17 protein-coding genes are annotated in these 15,271 nt (G+C 71.2%); 8 read left to right on the top strand and 9 right to left on the bottom strand.

The genetic code is table 11. The features are described from left to right. The first annotated feature begins 53 nt into the window (after positions 1 to 53). Positions 54 to 854 carry a group II truncated hemoglobin gene (locus ABT300_RS23850; protein ID WP_351679120.1) on the top strand — a complete coding sequence of 267 codons (801 nt, stop codon included), beginning with the start codon at positions 54 to 56 and terminating at the stop codon, positions 852 to 854. Positions 855 to 941: 87 nt separating this feature from the next. On the opposite strand, the gene ABT300_RS23845 is transcribed toward ABT300_RS23850, so the two are convergent. Continuing rightward, entirely contained in the window at positions 942 to 1,847 is a 906-nt protein-coding gene (locus tag ABT300_RS23845) for a helix-turn-helix domain-containing protein (protein ID WP_351679117.1), read from the bottom strand. Positions 1,848 to 2,019: 172 nt separating this feature from the next. On the opposite strand from ABT300_RS23845, the gene ABT300_RS23840 reads away from it, so the two are divergent. Continuing rightward, positions 2,020 to 3,060 carry an NAD(P)-dependent alcohol dehydrogenase gene (locus ABT300_RS23840; RefSeq protein ID WP_351679115.1) on the top strand — a complete coding sequence of 347 codons (1,041 nt, stop codon included), beginning with the start codon at positions 2,020 to 2,022 and terminating at the stop codon, positions 3,058 to 3,060. A 134-nt stretch (positions 3,061 to 3,194) separates the two neighbouring features. On the opposite strand, the gene ABT300_RS23835 is transcribed toward ABT300_RS23840, so the two are convergent. The 3 genes from ABT300_RS23835 to ABT300_RS23825 form a co-directional block, all read right to left on the bottom strand. Further along, on the bottom strand, positions 3,195 to 4,343 hold the full coding sequence (locus ABT300_RS23835) for a serine hydrolase domain-containing protein (RefSeq protein ID WP_351679113.1): 1,149 nt from the start codon (positions 4,341 to 4,343) through the stop codon (positions 3,195 to 3,197). A 70-nt stretch (positions 4,344 to 4,413) separates the two neighbouring features. Then, positions 4,414 to 5,118 (bottom strand): DUF4389 domain-containing protein, encoded by a 705-nt coding sequence (locus ABT300_RS23830; RefSeq protein ID WP_351679111.1) that lies wholly within the window; start codon positions 5,116 to 5,118, stop codon positions 4,414 to 4,416. 238 nt (positions 5,119 to 5,356) lie between these two features. Further along, on the bottom strand, positions 5,357 to 6,475 hold the full coding sequence (locus tag ABT300_RS23825) for a hypothetical protein (RefSeq protein WP_351679108.1): 1,119 nt from the start codon (positions 6,473 to 6,475) through the stop codon (positions 5,357 to 5,359). A 200-nt stretch (positions 6,476 to 6,675) separates the two neighbouring features. On the opposite strand from ABT300_RS23825, the gene ABT300_RS23820 reads away from it, so the two are divergent. Continuing rightward, positions 6,676 to 7,830: a cystathionine gamma-synthase gene (locus ABT300_RS23820; RefSeq protein ID WP_351679105.1), complete on the top strand. Its 1,155-nt coding sequence runs from the start codon at positions 6,676 to 6,678 to the stop codon at positions 7,828 to 7,830. A gap of 15 nt (positions 7,831 to 7,845) precedes the next feature. Here the strand turns inward: ABT300_RS23820 and ABT300_RS23815 are convergent, their stop codons facing one another. From ABT300_RS23815 to ABT300_RS23805, 3 genes are all read right to left on the bottom strand, one after another. Next, positions 7,846 to 8,094: a hypothetical protein gene (locus ABT300_RS23815; RefSeq protein ID WP_351679103.1), complete on the bottom strand. Its 249-nt coding sequence runs from the start codon at positions 8,092 to 8,094 to the stop codon at positions 7,846 to 7,848. After that, the gene (locus ABT300_RS23810) at positions 8,091 to 8,609 is read right to left on the bottom strand and encodes a sigma factor-like helix-turn-helix DNA-binding protein (protein ID WP_351679100.1); all 519 of its coding nucleotides are present in this window, start codon (positions 8,607 to 8,609) and stop codon (positions 8,091 to 8,093) included. The genes ABT300_RS23815 and ABT300_RS23810 overlap by 4 nt, the downstream gene beginning before the upstream one ends. 127 nt (positions 8,610 to 8,736) lie before the next feature. Then, positions 8,737 to 9,246, bottom strand: a complete 510-nt coding sequence (locus tag ABT300_RS23805) for a MarR family winged helix-turn-helix transcriptional regulator (RefSeq protein WP_351679097.1) — start codon at positions 9,244 to 9,246, stop codon at positions 8,737 to 8,739. Positions 9,247 to 9,409: 163 nt separating this feature from the next. Here ABT300_RS23805 and ilvA point away from each other — a divergent pair, with 163 nt between their 5' ends. From ilvA to ABT300_RS23790, 3 genes are all read left to right on the top strand, one after another. Beyond that, entirely contained in the window at positions 9,410 to 10,639 is a 1,230-nt protein-coding gene (ilvA, locus tag ABT300_RS23800; RefSeq protein ID WP_351679095.1) for a threonine ammonia-lyase, read from the top strand. A 267-nt stretch (positions 10,640 to 10,906) separates the two neighbouring features. Continuing rightward, complete coding sequence (locus ABT300_RS23795; RefSeq protein ID WP_351679092.1) at positions 10,907 to 11,899, top strand: ATP-binding cassette domain-containing protein; 993 nt, start codon at positions 10,907 to 10,909, stop codon at positions 11,897 to 11,899. After that, positions 11,896 to 12,756 (top strand): ABC transporter permease, encoded by an 861-nt coding sequence (locus tag ABT300_RS23790; RefSeq protein WP_351679090.1) that lies wholly within the window; start codon positions 11,896 to 11,898, stop codon positions 12,754 to 12,756. Before ABT300_RS23795 ends, ABT300_RS23790 begins: the two co-directional genes overlap by 4 nt. Positions 12,757 to 12,884: 128 nt before the next feature. Here ABT300_RS23790 and greA read toward each other — a convergent pair whose 3' ends face one another. Together greA and ABT300_RS23780 are read right to left on the bottom strand one after the other, a co-directional pair. Then, positions 12,885 to 13,385 (bottom strand): transcription elongation factor GreA, encoded by a 501-nt coding sequence (gene greA / locus ABT300_RS23785; protein ID WP_351679087.1) that lies wholly within the window; start codon positions 13,383 to 13,385, stop codon positions 12,885 to 12,887. A 190-nt stretch (positions 13,386 to 13,575) separates the two neighbouring features. Continuing rightward, positions 13,576 to 13,977 carry a DUF4307 domain-containing protein gene (locus ABT300_RS23780; protein ID WP_351679084.1) on the bottom strand — a complete coding sequence of 134 codons (402 nt, stop codon included), beginning with the start codon at positions 13,975 to 13,977 and terminating at the stop codon, positions 13,576 to 13,578. A 104-nt stretch (positions 13,978 to 14,081) separates the two neighbouring features. Here ABT300_RS23780 and mca point away from each other — a divergent pair, with 104 nt between their 5' ends. Continuing rightward, positions 14,082 to 14,963, top strand: coding sequence for a mycothiol conjugate amidase Mca (mca, locus tag ABT300_RS23775; RefSeq protein WP_351679082.1), 882 nt, complete (start codon positions 14,082 to 14,084; stop codon positions 14,961 to 14,963). Continuing rightward, positions 14,956 to 15,271 (top strand): hypothetical protein (locus ABT300_RS44535; RefSeq protein WP_502977986.1); only part of this gene is annotated, 316 nt, incomplete at its 3' end. The genes mca and ABT300_RS44535, both read left to right, overlap by 8 nt.

Genomic DNA, 15,271 nt, shown 5'->3' with positions numbered 1-15,271 from the left:
AACGCCCGCCGGAAGAGAAGCCTCCGGCGGGCGGTCCGTGCTTGCGTGTCCCCATGACGGCAGCCGAGACAACCACTGCACCCACCGGCCCCACCACGGTCGAGTACATCCGCTACCGCATCCCGCAGGAGCGGTCGGCGGAGTTCCTCGCCGCCTACACCCGGGGCGCGCGCCAGCTCGCGGCCTCCCCGCACTGCGTCGACTACGAACTCGCCCGCTGCGAGGAGGACTTCGAGCACTTCGTCCTGCGCATCACCTGGACGTCGACCGAGGACCACCTGGAGGGATTCCGGACCTCGGACCTGTTCCCCGCGTTCCTCGCCGAGATCCGCCCCTACATCGGACACATCGACGAGATGCGCCACTACAAAGCCACCTCGGTGCACGGCCTCGGCGCCGCCGTGCCCACGCTGTACGAGTGGGCGGGCGGCGCGGAGGCCTTCACCCGGCTCACCGAGGCCTTCTACGCCAAGGTGCTCCAGGACGACCTCCTCGCCCCCGTCTTCGCCGGCCTCGCCCCCGAGCACGCCGAACACGTCGCGCTCTGGCTCGCGGAGGTCTTCGGCGGGCCCGACGCCTACTCAGCGACCCAGGGCGGCCACAGCCACATGGTCGCCAAGCACTTCGGCCGCGACATCACCGAGCCGCAGCGCCGCCGCTGGGTCAACCTGATCCAGGACGCCGCCGACGAGGCCGGTCTGCCGACCGACGCCGAGTTCCGGTCCGCGTTCCTCGCCTACGTCGAGTGGGGCACCCGCCTCGCCGTCCACTTCTCCGGCCCGGACGCCAAGCCGCCGGCCGAGCAGCCGACGCCGAAGTGGGGATGGGGGGCGGCCCCGCCGTACCGCGGCTGAGGACGACCGGCGGGCGGCCGGAGTCCGGGGCCCGGGCGGGCCGCCGGACCTCATGAGCCCGGGGCGGGCGGTCGGGGGCGGAGACGGTCAGACGGACGGCGCCTGCGACCCGGCCCCCGCCCGCCGCGCGTCGGCGCCCCAGCTCGCCAGCAGCCGAAGCGCCTCCGCCGACGCCGACCCGGGCTCCGCGTGATATGTCACCAACGTCTGCTCGCCGTCCCCGGCCAGCCTGAACCCCTCGAAGTTCAGGGAGAGTTCGCCGACCAGCGGATGCCTCAGCCGCTTCACGCCGTGGCTCTTCTCCTTGACGTCGTGAGTCGCCCACAGCCGCCTGAAGTCCTCGCTCTTCACCGACAGCTCCCCCACCAGCGCGGAGAGCCGCGGGTCGTCCGGATAGCAGCCCGCGTCCATCCGCAGCGCGCAGACGATGTCGATGGCCTTCTGCTCCCAGTCCACGAACAGGTCCTGGTAGTCCGGGCGCAGGAAGACCAGCCGCGCCCAGTTGCGCTCCGCCGCCGGCAGCTCCGCCCAGTCTCCGAAGACCGCCGCGGCCATCCGGTTCCAGCACAGGATCTCCGCGCGCCGCCCGACCAGGTACGCCGGCACCGAGTCCATCGTGTCCAGCAGCTGTCGCAGCGCCGACCGGACCTGCTGGGGCGGCCCGCTCTGCTTCTTCTTGTGCTTCGGCTTCGCGAGGTGGGTGAGGTGCGCGTGCTCGGCGTCCGTCAGCCGCAGGGCGCGGGCGATCGCGTCCAGCACCTCCGCCGACACGTTCCGGCCGTTGCCCTGTTCCAGACGCGTGTAATACGCCACCGACACCCCGGCCAGCTGCGCCAGCTCCTCGCGCCGCAGCCCGGGCACCCTGCGGTGCCGTCCGAAGTCCGGCAGCCCCACGTCCTGCGGCTTCAGCCGGGCCCGACGGGTGCGCAGGAACTCGCTGAGCTCGGCACGCCGGTCCAGGGAGGCGCCGGAGGGTTCGGGGCGATCGTCCATGCCGCCCAGTATCGCCGGTCGTACGACCACCAGCCTGACCCCGCCAGTGGTAGGCACAGCAGTCGTACGCAGAAGCGTGACCTGGGTGAACACCGGGGGATGGGGGAACCTGGACGGCATGCCCCGGCCCGAAGGCAGGCCGGGACGACCCCCTCGCTAGGAGAACCCCGGCATGACCACCGTTGCCGCGTACGCCGCATCCGCCGCCAAGGCTCCGCTGGAGCGCACGACCATCGAGCGCCGCCCGGTGCGCGAGTTCGACGTCCTCATCGACATCGAGTTCGCCGGCATCTGCCACTCCGACATCCACCAGGCCAGGGAGGGCTGGGGCGAGGCCATCTTCCCGATGGTTCCCGGCCACGAGATCGCGGGCGTCGTCTCCGAGGTGGGCCCCGGCGTCACCAGGTTCGCCGTCGGCGACCGCGTGGGCGTCGGCTGCCTCGTCGACTCATGCCGCGAGTGCGACAACTGCAAGGCCGGCCTCGAGCAGTACTGCACCGGCGGCGGCGTCGGCACGTACAACGCCGTCGGCAAGGACGGCGAGCCCACCTACGGCGGCTACTCGCAGAAGATCGTCGTCGACGAGAACTACGTCCTGCGCATCCCCGACGGCCTGGGGCTCGACGAGGCCGCGCCGCTGCTCTGCGCCGGCATCACCACCTACTCCCCGCTGAAGCACTGGAACGCCGGCCCGGGCAAGAAGGTCGCGATCCTCGGCATGGGCGGCCTCGGCCACATGGGCGTCAAGATCGCGCACGCGCTCGGCGCCGAGGTGACCGTGCTGTCGCAGTCGCTGCGCAAGAAGGACGACGGCCTGAAGCTGGGCGCCGACCACTATTACGCCACCAGCGACGAGAAGACCTTCGAGGAGCTGCGCGGCGCCTTCGACCTCATCCTCTCCACGGTCTCCGCCCCGCTGAACCTGGACGCCTACCTGGCCCTGCTGCGCACGGACGGCGCCTTCGTCAACGTCGGCGCACCCGAGGAGCCGGTCGCGCTCAACCTGTTCTCCGTGATCGGCGGACGCAAGACCCTCGCCGGCTCCGGCATAGGCGGCATCCAGGAGACCCAGGAGATGCTGGACTTCTGCGCCGAGCACGGCTTCGGCGCGGAGATCGAGCTGATCAGCGCCGCCGAGATCAACGAGGCGTACGAGCGGGTGCTCGCCAGCGACGTCCGCTACCGCTTCGTCATCGACGCCTCGACGATCTGAGCGTCCTCGAGGACGGACCGGCGGCGCCGCGGGCGGACCGACGGTTTCTCGGGGAAGGGCTCCGGCGGACCTGGCCGGAGCCCTTCCCCGTTTCCGAGCGGTCGGGGTACGACCCGTCGGGGTACGACCCCTCCTCAGCCGCTGTTCCGGAGGCCCTGGAGACCGTCGTAGGCGGCCATCAGGAGGTCGAGGCCCCGGGTGTCCTGCGCGGGTTCGCGCATCTGATGGGTCACATAGGCGACGACCATGCGGGCCTCGGGTTCGATCATGACGGTCGAGCCGCCCCAGCCGCCCCAGCCGTACGTGCCGCCGAACCGCCCGTAACCCAGCCCCCAGCTGATGGGCATGTTGAGCCTGCGGTCCTCGCCGCTGAACTGCTCCTCCCACGCACGGTCACGGCCCGCCCGCGACAGCAGCCGCACCCCGCCCACGGCGCCCCCGCAGGCCATCGCCGACTGGACGAGGGCGACCGAGCGGGCGTTGCCGAAGCCGCCGGCCGCCGGGATCTGCGCCCGGCGCCAGGCCACGCTGTTGCCGTCGCGCACCCGGAACGCGGTCGGCGTGGGGGTCGGCGCCCCGGTCGGGTCGGCGGAACCCGGGCTGTCCGTGGCGGCAGGGTCGGCGGCGGCCGCCGTGTAGTCCTCGTCGTGGGACGGCGGGGGGATCGTGGGCGCCAGCCGGTCGTCGTGCTCGGCCGGCAGCCCGATGTGGAAGTCCGCGTCCAGCGGTCCGGCGATCTCGTCGGCGAAGAACTCACCCGGCATCCGGCCGGTGATCCGGCGTATGACCTCGCCCACCAGGAATCCCTGGGTGAGCGAGTGGTACCCGGCCGCGCTGCCCGGCTCCCACTGCGGAGCCTGCGCGGCCAGCCGGGCCGTCGCGGCCGGCCAGTCGTAGATCTCGGCGACCGGACCGAACCAGTCGGGCAGCCCCGCCGTGTGCGAGAGCAGGTGCCGTACCAGCACCGCCTCCTTGCCCGCCGCGGCGAACTCCGGCCAGTAGCGGGCGACCGGCGCGTCCAGGTCGAGCGCCCCGCGGTCGGCCAGCACCAGCGCGCACAGCGCCGTCATGGTCTTGGTGACGGAGTAGACGTTGACGAGGGTGTCCCGCTGCCACGGCACCCCGCGAGCGACGTCGGCGAGCCCGCCCCAGACGTCCACCACCGGTTCGCCATCCACGAAGACGGCCACCGAGCCGCCCGCGTCGCCGTCGTCCAGGAGAGCGGCCAGCGCGGTGGGCACCGCGGTGAACAGATCGTCGTACGAGCCCTGAATGTCAGCCATGACCGTCATTCAGCCCCCACCGAAGCGCCATGGGCAACCGAAATACCGCCGGGTCGGCCCCGGCCGGCCGTCACGGTCCGGAGCCGCCCACGCCTCCCGCCGGGGACTTCGTCAGCGGCGCAGGGTCGTCCTGCGGGCCCATGTCGAGGCGGAACGGCGGATACACGTCGGTCATCAGCGACGCGTAGACCGCCACCCGCGCGACCCAGCGGGCCAGCCCGAGCAGCAGGTCGAAGAGATGGACCGGGTAGCGGCCGGTGAACGCCAGGACGACCACGGCGACCAGCGAGAGGAAGTAGAGCAGGCCGCCCCCGTGCCAGCGGTCCGCACTTCCCCAGCCCCACCCCCAGTCGCCGACGAACATCCCCACGACGATGTACTGCGGAATCACCAGCAGCCACCACTTCACCAGGACCAGGCCCCGGGACAGGCGCTCGGGGTAGGCGACGTCGAGACGCGCCGGGTAGTCGGCCACCTCGGCCAGGGTGAACGGCGGGTACCGGTCGGTGCCGAGCGCGGCGTGGGCGTAGTAGGCGACGCGCCAGTTCCAGCGCAGCACGCCGACGTTGAAGTCGAAGAGCGAGCGCGGGTACCGGCCCGTGAACAGGATGGCGAAGAACGCCACGACGGTGACGAAGAAGAACGCGATCCACAGGAAGAACAGCACGATGTAGTGCGGGACGGCGAGAAGCCACTTCACCAGCCACAGCCATCTGGACAACCGAGGATCGAGGAACGCCTCGAGCCTCACCGGCGACCCCGCGACCGGATTCATGTCGATCAGCTCCTCTCGAGCGCCCCCGCCCCAGCGGCCCCCGCCCCCGTCCCCACCCGGTGGGGGCGGCGGACAGGCGGTTTCCTGATCATGAACTCAGGCTCGCACAGGAACCGACGGGCTGCGACCGGGCCGATCCGACGACCGCCCCCCGCCCGAAGCAGACTCGGACAGGGGGCGGACAGGGGGCGGGACACGGAACCGGGGCGACCACCCCGACGGGGCGGTCGAGCGGCGGTCAGTGCGGCATGGTCGCCGGGCTGCCGCCGTTCGCCTCGTAACCCGCGACGGCCAGCGCGCGGTAGACCGCGAACTCCGCCGCCGGATCCGGGGAGAGCGTCCAGGGGAGGGCGCCGACGTGGCCGTCCACGTGGACCAGCTGGCTCATCGCCTCCGACCAGCGCTCGGAGCGGACCAGGAAGAACACCAGCAGATGGCGCACATGCGCCAGCATCGGGTCGTCGGGCCGGGCCGCGTGCACCGCGAAGAGCGCGCCGTGCACCGCCTTCGTCACGACCTCGCTCTGGTAGAAGCTCCTGACCAGGTTGACCTCGGGAAGGTGCTCGAAGACCGCGAAGAGGGGCATCGCCGCCAGCAGGGAGCCCTGCGGCGCTCTCGCCGCCGCGGCCTCCGCGAACTCGTACGCCAGCTCGCGCGAACCGTGCCACTTCTCGCACCAGTAGTGCAGGGCCGAGAGATGCGCCCCCATGTGCGCCGGAGCGCGGTCCAGGATCTTCAGCCAGAGCTGCTCGAACTCGGCCTGCGAGTACGTCATGCCGCGGGCCACCGACAGCTCGACGATGTGCGGGATCGGATCGCCGGGGGCCAGCAGGGCAGCCTGGTCGCAGGTGTCCTTGGCCTCCTCCATGATGATCCGGAAGTCGTCCGTGCCCGGCGTCGACGTGCGCCAGGCCTGCTGGACCAGGAACTCGGCGTGCACCGCCGCACCGCCCGGGTCCTTCGGCGCCTCCGTGCGCCACACCCGCAGCCATTGCCCGCCCGGCGCCTCGGCGACCCCGCCCGGCCGCTGCTGCAGCTCCAGCGCCGCCGCGCCCGCGAAGGCCTGGACGCGCTGCCAGCGCAGCTCGCCCTCCGACTCGGTGCCGGCCAGCAGCTGCTGCGCGGCCCGGTAGTCCTGCGTGCGCTGCACCACGTCCAGCACGTTGAGCAGGTCCTGGTCGGGGCCGGGCATACGGATGTCCAGCTCCTCCGTGGTCAGGAAACCGTAGGTCGCCGGGTCCGCGGCGTCCGGATGATCCGCCGGGACCAGCCCGACCAGGCCGCGCCTGCGCCGCAGCAGTGACAGCAGCACGAAGCCGATCATGATCACGGCCGTCAGGACCCAGAGAATCTCCATGCCACAAGCGAACCAGACCGCGCCGACAATTGGCCAACCCGACCCCATGCCTGTGGAAAAACGTCCCTGCCGACCGGCCCGCCCCGGGTCGCCGTCGCCGCACCGGGCCCGCACCGGGCCCGCACCGGGCCCGCACCGGGCCCGCACCGGGCCCGCACCGGGCCCGCACCGGGCCCGCGAGCGGACTACGCTCGGGGCCCATGAGCGACAGGCACATCAGTCAGCACTTCGAGACCCTCGCGATCCACGCGGGCAACACCGCGGACCCTCTCACCGGCGCGGTCGTCCCGCCCATCTACCAGGTCTCGACCTACAAGCAGGACGGCGTCGGCGGTCTGCGCGGCGGCTACGAGTACAGCCGCAGCGCCAACCCGACCAGGACCGCCCTCGAGGAGAACCTCGCCGCCCTCGAAGGCGGCCGCCGAGGCCTCGCGTTCGCTTCCGGACTGGCGGCCGAGGACTGCCTGTTGCGTACGCTGCTCAGCCCCGGCGACCACGTGGTCATCCCCAACGACGCCTACGGCGGCACCTTCCGGCTCTTCGCCAAGGTCGTGGCCCGCTGGGGCGTGGAATGGTCGGTCGCGGACACCGGCGACGCCTCCGCCGTCCGGGCCGCGATCACGCCGAAGACCAAGGCCGTGTGGGTGGAGACCCCCTCCAACCCGCTCCTCGGCATCACCGACATCGCCGCCGTGGCCCAGGTGGCCCGTGAGGCCGGCGCCCGTCTCGTCGTCGACAACACCTTCGCCACGCCGTACCTGCAGCAGCCGCTGTCGCTCGGCGCGGACGTCGTCGTGCACTCCCTGACCAAGTACATGGGCGGTCACTCGGACGTCGTGGGCGGCGCGCTGATCACCGGCGACGCGGAGCTCGGCGAGGAGCTGGCGTACCACCAGAACGCGATGGGCGCGGTGGCCGGGCCCTTCGACTCCTGGCTGGTGCTGCGCGGCACGAAGACCCTGTCGGTGCGCATGGACCGGCACAGCGAGAACGCCACCAGGATCGCCGACATGCTGACCCGCCACGCGCGCGTGACGAGCGTGCTGTACCCGGGTCTGCCGGAGCACCCCGGTCACGAGGTCGCGGCCAAGCAGATGCGGGCCTTCGGCGGCATGGTCTCCTTCCGGGTCGCCGGCGGCGAGGAGGCGGCCGTCGAGGTCTGCAACCGCGCCAAGGTGTTCACCCTCGGCGAGTCGCTGGGCGGCGTCGAGTCCCTCATCGAGCACCCGGGCCGTATGACGCACGCGTCCGTGGTCGGCTCTGCCCTCGAGGTGCCCGGCGACCTCGTCCGTCTCTCCGTCGGCATCGAGAACGTCGACGACCTGCTCGAGGACCTCCAGCAGGCCCTCGGATAGCCCTCCGAGGGAGTCTCACCAGCCGGTGAGCGGTGGAGTCGTCTGCGACGGCGGCTCCACCCACGGCTCGACGACCGCCGCCCAGACGACGAACGCCACGGTCGCCGCGAACAGCAGCAGCCACAGCACCCGCAGGGTCAGCGTCCGTCGGCGCAGGCGCCGGGCGCCCCGGCGGACGACGTCCGGGTAGAGCTCCGCCGGCAGGGGCGGGGGCGTCCGTTCCAGCATCTGCCGGACCGCGGCCTCCTGGGCGGACCGGTTCACGGCGTCGCCGCCTTCGCCCGGCGCACCGCGGGAGCGGGGTCGGGATCGCGCGGCGGATGCAGCAGCGTCGCCGTCGCCCGTTCGCAGACCGCGCGGACCCGGTCGTCGGGCAGCCCCAGCAGCGCCCCCACCTGCTCCTCGGCGACGCCCTCGTACAGCCGCAGGACGAGGACGAGTCGCTGCCGCGGGGTGAGGCGGGCCAGCGCGCCGACGGGGGAACGCGCACGGGCACGGCCGAAGGGCAGCGTGGCGTACCGGTGCCAGGCGCCGTGCGCGAAGCGGGACGCGAGATCCTCGCGGGCGTGGTCGTAGGGGTCCTCGCCGCGCAGCCGGTCCCAGCACGCGTACGTGTGCGCGAGAGCCAGGGTCAGCAGGCGGCGGGCGCGCGGGTTGTCGTCCGGGGCCTCCGCGGTGAGCAGCGTGGCGGTGTGCAGCAACCGCCCGCCCGCTCCGGCGACGAACGCCTCGAAGTCGCGGTTCCTGCGGTGTTCCTGGGTCGTACGCCTCTCTCGCACACCGAGCCTCCCGCCTGACGGCGTCCTCCCGACGGCCATATGCCCGGTCTCATCTGAGGCCAGGGGCGGGCCGCCGGTCAAGAGCCGCGCACGCACGCCGGAAAGTCGTCCGCGCGCGTGCCGGGGGTCAGGAGGCGGTCGGCGACGGCTCCGCTCCCGGGACGCCCGAGGAGGCCATCCGGGAGGACAGCGCGGTGTTGAAGCGCGTGAGGAGCGCACAGAACGCCTCGCGCTCCTCCGGCGCCCAGTCGTCCGTCAGCTCGGCCATCAACTGCCGCCGGGAGGAGCGCACTTCCTCGAGGCGCGAGGCCCCGCGCGGGGACAGTTGCAGCACCACGGCCCGCCCGTCCTCCGGGTGCGAGGTCCGCTTGACCAGACCGGTGTCCACGAGCGGCGCCACCTGCCGGGTGACCGTCGAGGAGTCGATGCCCATGCTCGCCGCGAGCGCCTTGACGCCCATCGGACCTTCGTTGTCGAGACGGTTGAGCAGCAGGTACGCGGCGCGGTCCATGGAGTTGCGCACCTGTCCGACGCCGCCGAGCCGGGTCTGCTCGGCCCGGCGCGCGAACACCGCGACCTCGTGCTGCAGCGTGTCGAGAAGACCGGTGTCACCGAGGGTCGTCATGTCCATCGACATTTCAGGTGTTGTGGGCATGGCCGGGGGCTCACTTCATGAAGGGGCTGCTGGAATGGGGGACAGAGTACGCGGCTGGAAGGCGGGTCGTACCGGCGCTGCGGAAACCGGTCTCGGAGGTTGGTCACAGCGGTCGTTCCCGCCTGTGAACTGCGATGCTGGTGTCATGAGCTACAGCCCGGCTGACTCCTTGCGCACCGTCACCCTCGACGACGTGCGCGGCGCCCAGAAGATGCTGTCGGGCGTGGCCCGGGCGACCGCGATGGAAGGCAGCAGGCACCTGTCCCAGCTGGTCGGGGCGCCGGTGCACCTCAAGTGCGAGAACCTCCAGCGGACGGGATCGTTCAAGCTGCGCGGCGCCTACGTCCGGATCGCCGGGCTGCTGCCGGAGGAGCGGGCCGCCGGGGTCGTCGCGGCGAGCGCGGGCAACCACGCGCAGGGCGTGGCGCTGGCGTCGACGCTGCTGGGGGTGAGCTCCACGGTGTTCATGCCGCAGGGCGCGCCGCTGCCGAAGATCAGCGCCACCCGGGAGTACGGCGCGCAGGTGCGGCTGCACGGTCAGGTGGTCGACGAGACGCTGGCTGCGGCGCAGGAGTACGCGGCCGACACGGGCGCGGTGTTCATCCACCCCTTCGACCATCCCGACGTCATCGCGGGGCAGGGCACGGTCGGGCTGGAGATCCTGGAGCAGTGCCCGGAGGTGCGCACGATCGTCGTCGGGATCGGCGGCGGGGGCCTGGCGGCGGGCATCGCGGTCGCCGTCAAGGCGCTGCGGCCGGACGTGCGGATCGTCGGCGTGCAGGCGGCGGGCGCGGCGGCGTATCCGGCCTCGCTGGCGGCCGGGCGGCCGGTGTCGATCGGCAATCCCACGACGATGGCCGACGGCATCAAGGTCGGCCGGCCCGGCGACGTGCCGTTCGGCATCGTCGGGGAACTGGTGGACGAGGTGCGCACGGTGTCGGAGGGCGAGCTGTCCACCGCGCTGCTGCTGTGCCTGGAGCGGGCCAAGCTGGTCGTCGAGCCGGCCGGGGCGAGTCCGGTCGCCGCGCTGCTGAGCGACCCGGGCGCCTTCGAGGGCCCGGTCGTCGCGGTGCTGTCCGGCGGCAACGTGGACCCGGTGCTGATGGAGCGGGTGCTGCGGCACGGCATGGCGGCGCAGGGCCGCTACCTGGCCGTTCGACTGCGCCTTACGGACCGGCCGGGCGCCCTCGCCACCATGCTCGGGGCGTTGTCGGCGATCGACGCCAACGTGCTCGACGTGGGCCATGTGCGGACCGACCCGCGGCTCGGGCTGACTGAGGCGGAGGTCGAGCTGCACCTGGAGACGAAGGGGCCGGCGCACTGCGCCGAGGTCGGCCGAGCCCTGCGCGAGGCCGGCTACACCGTCATCGACTGAGACCCCGGCCGGGACGGCTGCGGCGGGGTGTCGGTGCAGGTCACGGCAGCCTCCGTCACCCATACGGGAAACTCCGTTGTGAGACGCGATACATCGCGTTATGGTCGATGTCGCCTCGCCCGTCCTGCTTCCCAGCGCAGGAGGAAAGGCGCGGTCTCGGGAGTCCTCGAAGAATCCCGCACGAAACACCCCACACGAAGCACCCCGCACGAAGCACCCCGCACGAAGAATTCCGCACGAAGCATCCCCAACGACGTGGAGACTCATATGCCAGGCGCCATCTACGCCGAAGGCCTGGTGAAGACCTTCGGCGACGTAAAGGCTCTGGACGGCGTCGACCTCGATGTCCCAGAAGGCACGGTACTCGGCCTGCTCGGGCCGAACGGCGCGGGCAAGACCACCACGGTGCGCTGTCTGACCACCTTGTTGCGCCCCGACAGCGGCCGGGCGGTGGTCGCCGGGCTCGACGTGCTCAGACACCCCAACGAGGTGCGCCGTTCGATCGGCCTGTCCGGCCAGTTCGCCGCGGTCGACGAGTACCTCACCGGCCGCGAGAACCTGCAGATGGTCGGGCAGCTCTACCAGATGAGGGCGAGCGCGGCGAAGGCCCGGGCCGCCGAGCTCCTCGAGCAGTTCGACCTCGCGGACGCCGCCGACCGCACGGCCAAGACCTACTCCGGAGGCATGCGCCGCCGTCTCGACCTGGCCGCGGCGCTGGTGGTCTCTCCGCCCGTGATGTTCATGGACGAGCCGACGACCGGCCTCGACCCCCGTAACCGGCAGTTGCTGTGGGAGGTCATCAAGCGCCTCGTCTCCGGCGGCACGACCCTGCTGCTGACCACCCAGTACCTGGAAGAGGCCGACCACCTCGCGCACGACATCGCGGTCGTCGACCACGGCCGTGTCATCGCCCGCGGCACCTCCGACGAGCTCAAGGCCCGCACCGGCGGAGAGCGCGTGGAGGTCGTCGTGCACGACCGCGGGCACATCCCGGTCGCGCAGGAGGTGCTGACCGGCTTCGGCAAGGGCGACACCACCGTCGAGCAGCACACCCGCAAACTCACCGTGCCCGTGACCGGCGGCGCCAAGCTCCTCGCCGAGGTGATCCGCGAGCTCGACGCCCGCGGCATCGAGATCGACGACATCGGCCTGCGCCGCCCCACACTCGACGACGTCTTCCTGTCCCTGACCGGACACGTGGCCGAGGAGCAGGCGGAAACCGACGACAACGGACAGAGCAAGAGGGAGACCGCCACATGAGTGCCGTCACCGACACCGTGCGCGGCGCGGCGCCCAAGCCCGCCCACCCGCTCGGCCAGTCCGTCCGCGACTCACTGGTCGTTGCGAAACGCAACTTGATCAGGATGTCCCGCATTCCGGAGATGGTCATTTTCGGGCTCGTCCAGCCCATCATGTTCGTGGTGCTGTTCAGCTATGTGTTCGGCGGTTCGATCAACGTCCCGGGCGCCGGACTCAGCCCCTCCGGGTACCGAGAGTTCCTGATGGCGGGCATCTTCGCCCAGACCGTCACCTTCGCCACCGCCGGCGCGGGGGCGGGCATCGCGGACGACATGCACAAGGGCCTCATCGACCGGTTCCGCTCGTTGCCCATGGCGCGCGGCGCGGTGCTCACCGGCCGTACGCTCGCCGACCTGGTGCAGACGACCCTGACGCTGGTGGTCCTCGCGCTCGTCGCCCTCCTGGTCGGCTGGCGCACGCACGAGAACTTCGGCAAGGTCCTGGCAGGCTTCGGCCTCCTGCTCCTGCTCGGCTACGCGTTCTCCTGGATCGGCGCCCTGATCGGCCTGTCCGTGCGCACCCCGGAGGCGGCCACCTCCGGCGGTCTGATCTGGCTGTTCCCGCTGACGTTCATCTCCAACGCGTTCGTGCCGGCGGAGAACATGCCCACGTTCCTGCAGACCATCGCGAACTGGAACCCGTTCAGCGCCACGGTCCAGGCGTGCCGCGAGCTGTTCGGCAACCTCCCGGACGGCTATCCGGTGCCGGACGCCTGGCCGATGCAGCACGCCGTGTGGGCGTCGCTGCTGTGGTCTGTGCTGATCATCCTGCTGTTCAGAACGCTGGCCGTCCGCAAGTACCGCTCGGCCACCGCGTGACGGCCGGCTGCGGCAGGCGGCTGCGGGGATGACGAAGCCCCCGGCGGCACGGGGCGCCGGGGGCTCGTCGGAAGATCCGGTACGCGAGTACGGGACGCAAGATCCGGGACGCAGGGTCCGCGAAGGGCTCAGCCGCTGTAGGGCTCGGCCTTGAGGATGCGCACGGAGGCCTTCTTGCCGTTGGGCAGCTCGTACTCCGCCTCCTCGCCGACCTTGTGACCGATGACGCCGGTGCCCAGCGGGGACTGCGGCGAGTAGGTCTCGATGTCGGAGCTCGCGTACTCGCGCGAGGCGAGCAGGAAGGTCATCGTGTCGTCCTCGTCGCCGTCGAAGGCGATGGTCACGACCATGCCGGGCGCCACCGTGCCGTCGGCGGAGGTGGGGGTCTCGCCCACCTTGGCGTTCTCCAGGAGCTGGGTCAGCTGGCGCACACGGAGCTCCTGCTTGCCCTGCTCCTCCTTGGCCGCGTGGTACCCACCGTTCTCACGCAGGTCCCCCTCCTCGCGCGCGGCCGCGATCTTGGCGGCGATCTCCGTGCGCGCAGGACCAGTAAGGTACTCAAGCTCGACCTTGAGCTTGTTGTACGCCTCCTGGGTCAGCCAGGTGACGGACTCGCTGGTCTGGGTCACAGGTGCTCCTCGTCGGTACTGGGAAGTCAAAGCATCGCCCACCCAGAAGCATGTTCCTCAGGTGATGGGCGAAACCACGAGCCTAACAATTCAGTGGCCGAAGGGGGAGGACATAAGCCACCAGAATTGCGTCGAGGCAGGTCAACGAATGTGTATTGCCGTGGGGGCCACCCCGCGAGGGGCTCCCGGGTCAGTCGGCGTGGCAGCCGAGCAGCTCCGCCGTCGTGCCCGTCGCGGTCGTACGCAGGGTGACCACCTTGTCGATGCGCGTGTCCGAACCGGAGAACCGGAAGTCCGCCCGGCCCACCTCGGCGCCGTCGGCGGCCTGCGAGCGCAGCGTGCAGTAGCCGCTCGTGCCCGAGTCCTTGCGGACTTCCAGATGCACCCGCACCGCGGAGTCCGAGGTCGCCTCGAAGGCGATCACCTCGGCGCTGATCTTGTTCTGGCCGACGTAGTGGTAGGCGAAGTAGCCCATCAGCGCCAGCAGCAGGGCGCCCAGCACCGCACCGGCGATCTTGAGCTTGCGGTCGGCGCGCTCGTCCGAGGAACGGCCGTACCGGCCCTCCGGAAGTCGCGTGCTGGCCGTGCTCATGATCGTCCTCTCGGCGCGGAATTATTCGCCCCCCGAGTCGGTCACTATAGAAGCCTGCGATCGCGCCGGTGCACACCGGGCGCCGACTTACCGAGGATTGAGTCTTGACTGACCAGCTGCGACTGATGGCCGTCCACGCCCACCCCGACGACGAGTCGAGCAAGGGCGCGGCCACCATGGCGAAGTACGTGTCCGAGGGGGTGGACGTGCTGGTCGTGACCTGCACGGGCGGGGAGCGCGGCTCCATCCTCAACCCCAAGCTGCAGGGCGACACGTACATCGAGGAACACATCCACGAGGTGCGCAAGAAGGAGATGGACGAGGCCCGCGAGATCCTCGGCGTCCGGCAGGAGTGGCTCGGCTTCGTCGACTCCGGCCTCCCCGAGGGCGACCCGCTGCCGCCGCTCCCCGAGGGCTGCTTCGCCCTGGAGGACGTGGACAGGGCGGCCGGCGAGCTGGTGCGGCAGATCCGCGCCTTCCGTCCCCAGGTGATCACCACCTATGACGAGAACGGCGGCTACCCGCACCCCGACCACATCATGACCCACAAGATCTCCATGGTGGCGTTCGAGGGCGCGGACGACACCGAGAAGTACCCCGAGGCCGACTTCGGCGCCGCGTACCGGCCGCTGAAGCTGTACTACAACCAGGGCTTCAACCGTCCGCGCACCATGGCGCTGCACCAGGCGATGCTCGACCGCGGCCTGGAGTCCCCCTACGGGGAGTGGCTCAAGCGCTGGGAGGAGTTCGGGCAGCGGGAGCGCACGCTCACCACGCACATCCCGTGCGACGACTTCTTCGAGATCCGCGACAAGGCGCTGATCGCCCACGCCACCCAGATCGACCCCGACGGCGGCTGGTTCCGCGTCCCGATGGACATCCAGCGGGAGGTGTGGCCCACGGAGGAGTACGAGCTCGCGAAGTCACGCGTCGACACCGCCATCCCCGAGGACGACCTCTTCGCGGGCATCCGCGACAATGCCTGATATGAGCGCAAGCGTGAGCCTGGCAATGACGCATCTCGTCCCCCTCGCCAAGGAGGTCGACGAGAACAAGGTCACCCCCGGCGTCCTCGGCTTCATCGTCTTCGCGGCGATGGCAGTGGCCGTGTGGGGCCTGATGAGGTCCATGAGCAAGCACATGGGCAAGGTCGACTTCAAGGAGTCGGGCGCGGAGCGGACCGCCGCCCGCGCCGCGGGGGACGCCCCCCCGGGGGCCCCCGCGACCACCACCCACGGGGATAGGTATAGGACACCGCTGAAAACACAAAACGCCACAACAAAAAACGGGTGTG

This window comes from Streptomyces sp. NPDC001027 (assembly GCF_040299045.1).
In the GTDB taxonomy this organism is placed as follows: Bacteria; Actinomycetota; Actinomycetes; order Streptomycetales; family Streptomycetaceae; genus Streptomyces.
Note: the sequence above shows the minus strand (reverse complement) of the source record. Positions and strands in the feature narration are given on the sequence as shown.

Excerpts from the sequence above, each read along its gene's own strand:
- ABT300_RS23850 (WP_351679120.1), top strand. The coding sequence starts at position 54 with ATGACGGCAGCCGAGACAACCACTGCACCCACCGGCCCCACCACGGTC.
- ABT300_RS23845 (WP_351679117.1), bottom strand. The coding sequence starts at position 1,847 with ATGGACGATCGCCCCGAACCCTCCGGCGCCTCCCTGGACCGGCGTGCC.
- ABT300_RS23840 (WP_351679115.1), top strand. The coding sequence starts at position 2,020 with ATGACCACCGTTGCCGCGTACGCCGCATCCGCCGCCAAGGCTCCGCTG.
- ABT300_RS23835 (WP_351679113.1), bottom strand. The coding sequence starts at position 4,343 with ATGGCTGACATTCAGGGCTCGTACGACGATCTGTTCACCGCGGTGCCC.
- ABT300_RS23830 (WP_351679111.1), bottom strand. The coding sequence starts at position 5,118 with ATGAATCCGGTCGCGGGGTCGCCGGTGAGGCTCGAGGCGTTCCTCGAT.
- ABT300_RS23825 (WP_351679108.1), bottom strand. The coding sequence starts at position 6,475 with ATGGAGATTCTCTGGGTCCTGACGGCCGTGATCATGATCGGCTTCGTG.
- ABT300_RS23820 (WP_351679105.1), top strand. The coding sequence starts at position 6,676 with ATGAGCGACAGGCACATCAGTCAGCACTTCGAGACCCTCGCGATCCAC.
- ABT300_RS23805 (WP_351679097.1), bottom strand. The coding sequence starts at position 9,246 with ATGTCGATGGACATGACGACCCTCGGTGACACCGGTCTTCTCGACACG.
- ilvA (WP_351679095.1), top strand. The coding sequence starts at position 9,410 with ATGAGCTACAGCCCGGCTGACTCCTTGCGCACCGTCACCCTCGACGAC.
- ABT300_RS23795 (WP_351679092.1), top strand. The coding sequence starts at position 10,907 with ATGCCAGGCGCCATCTACGCCGAAGGCCTGGTGAAGACCTTCGGCGAC.
- ABT300_RS23790 (WP_351679090.1), top strand. The coding sequence starts at position 11,896 with ATGAGTGCCGTCACCGACACCGTGCGCGGCGCGGCGCCCAAGCCCGCC.
- ABT300_RS23780 (WP_351679084.1), bottom strand. The coding sequence starts at position 13,977 with ATGAGCACGGCCAGCACGCGACTTCCGGAGGGCCGGTACGGCCGTTCC.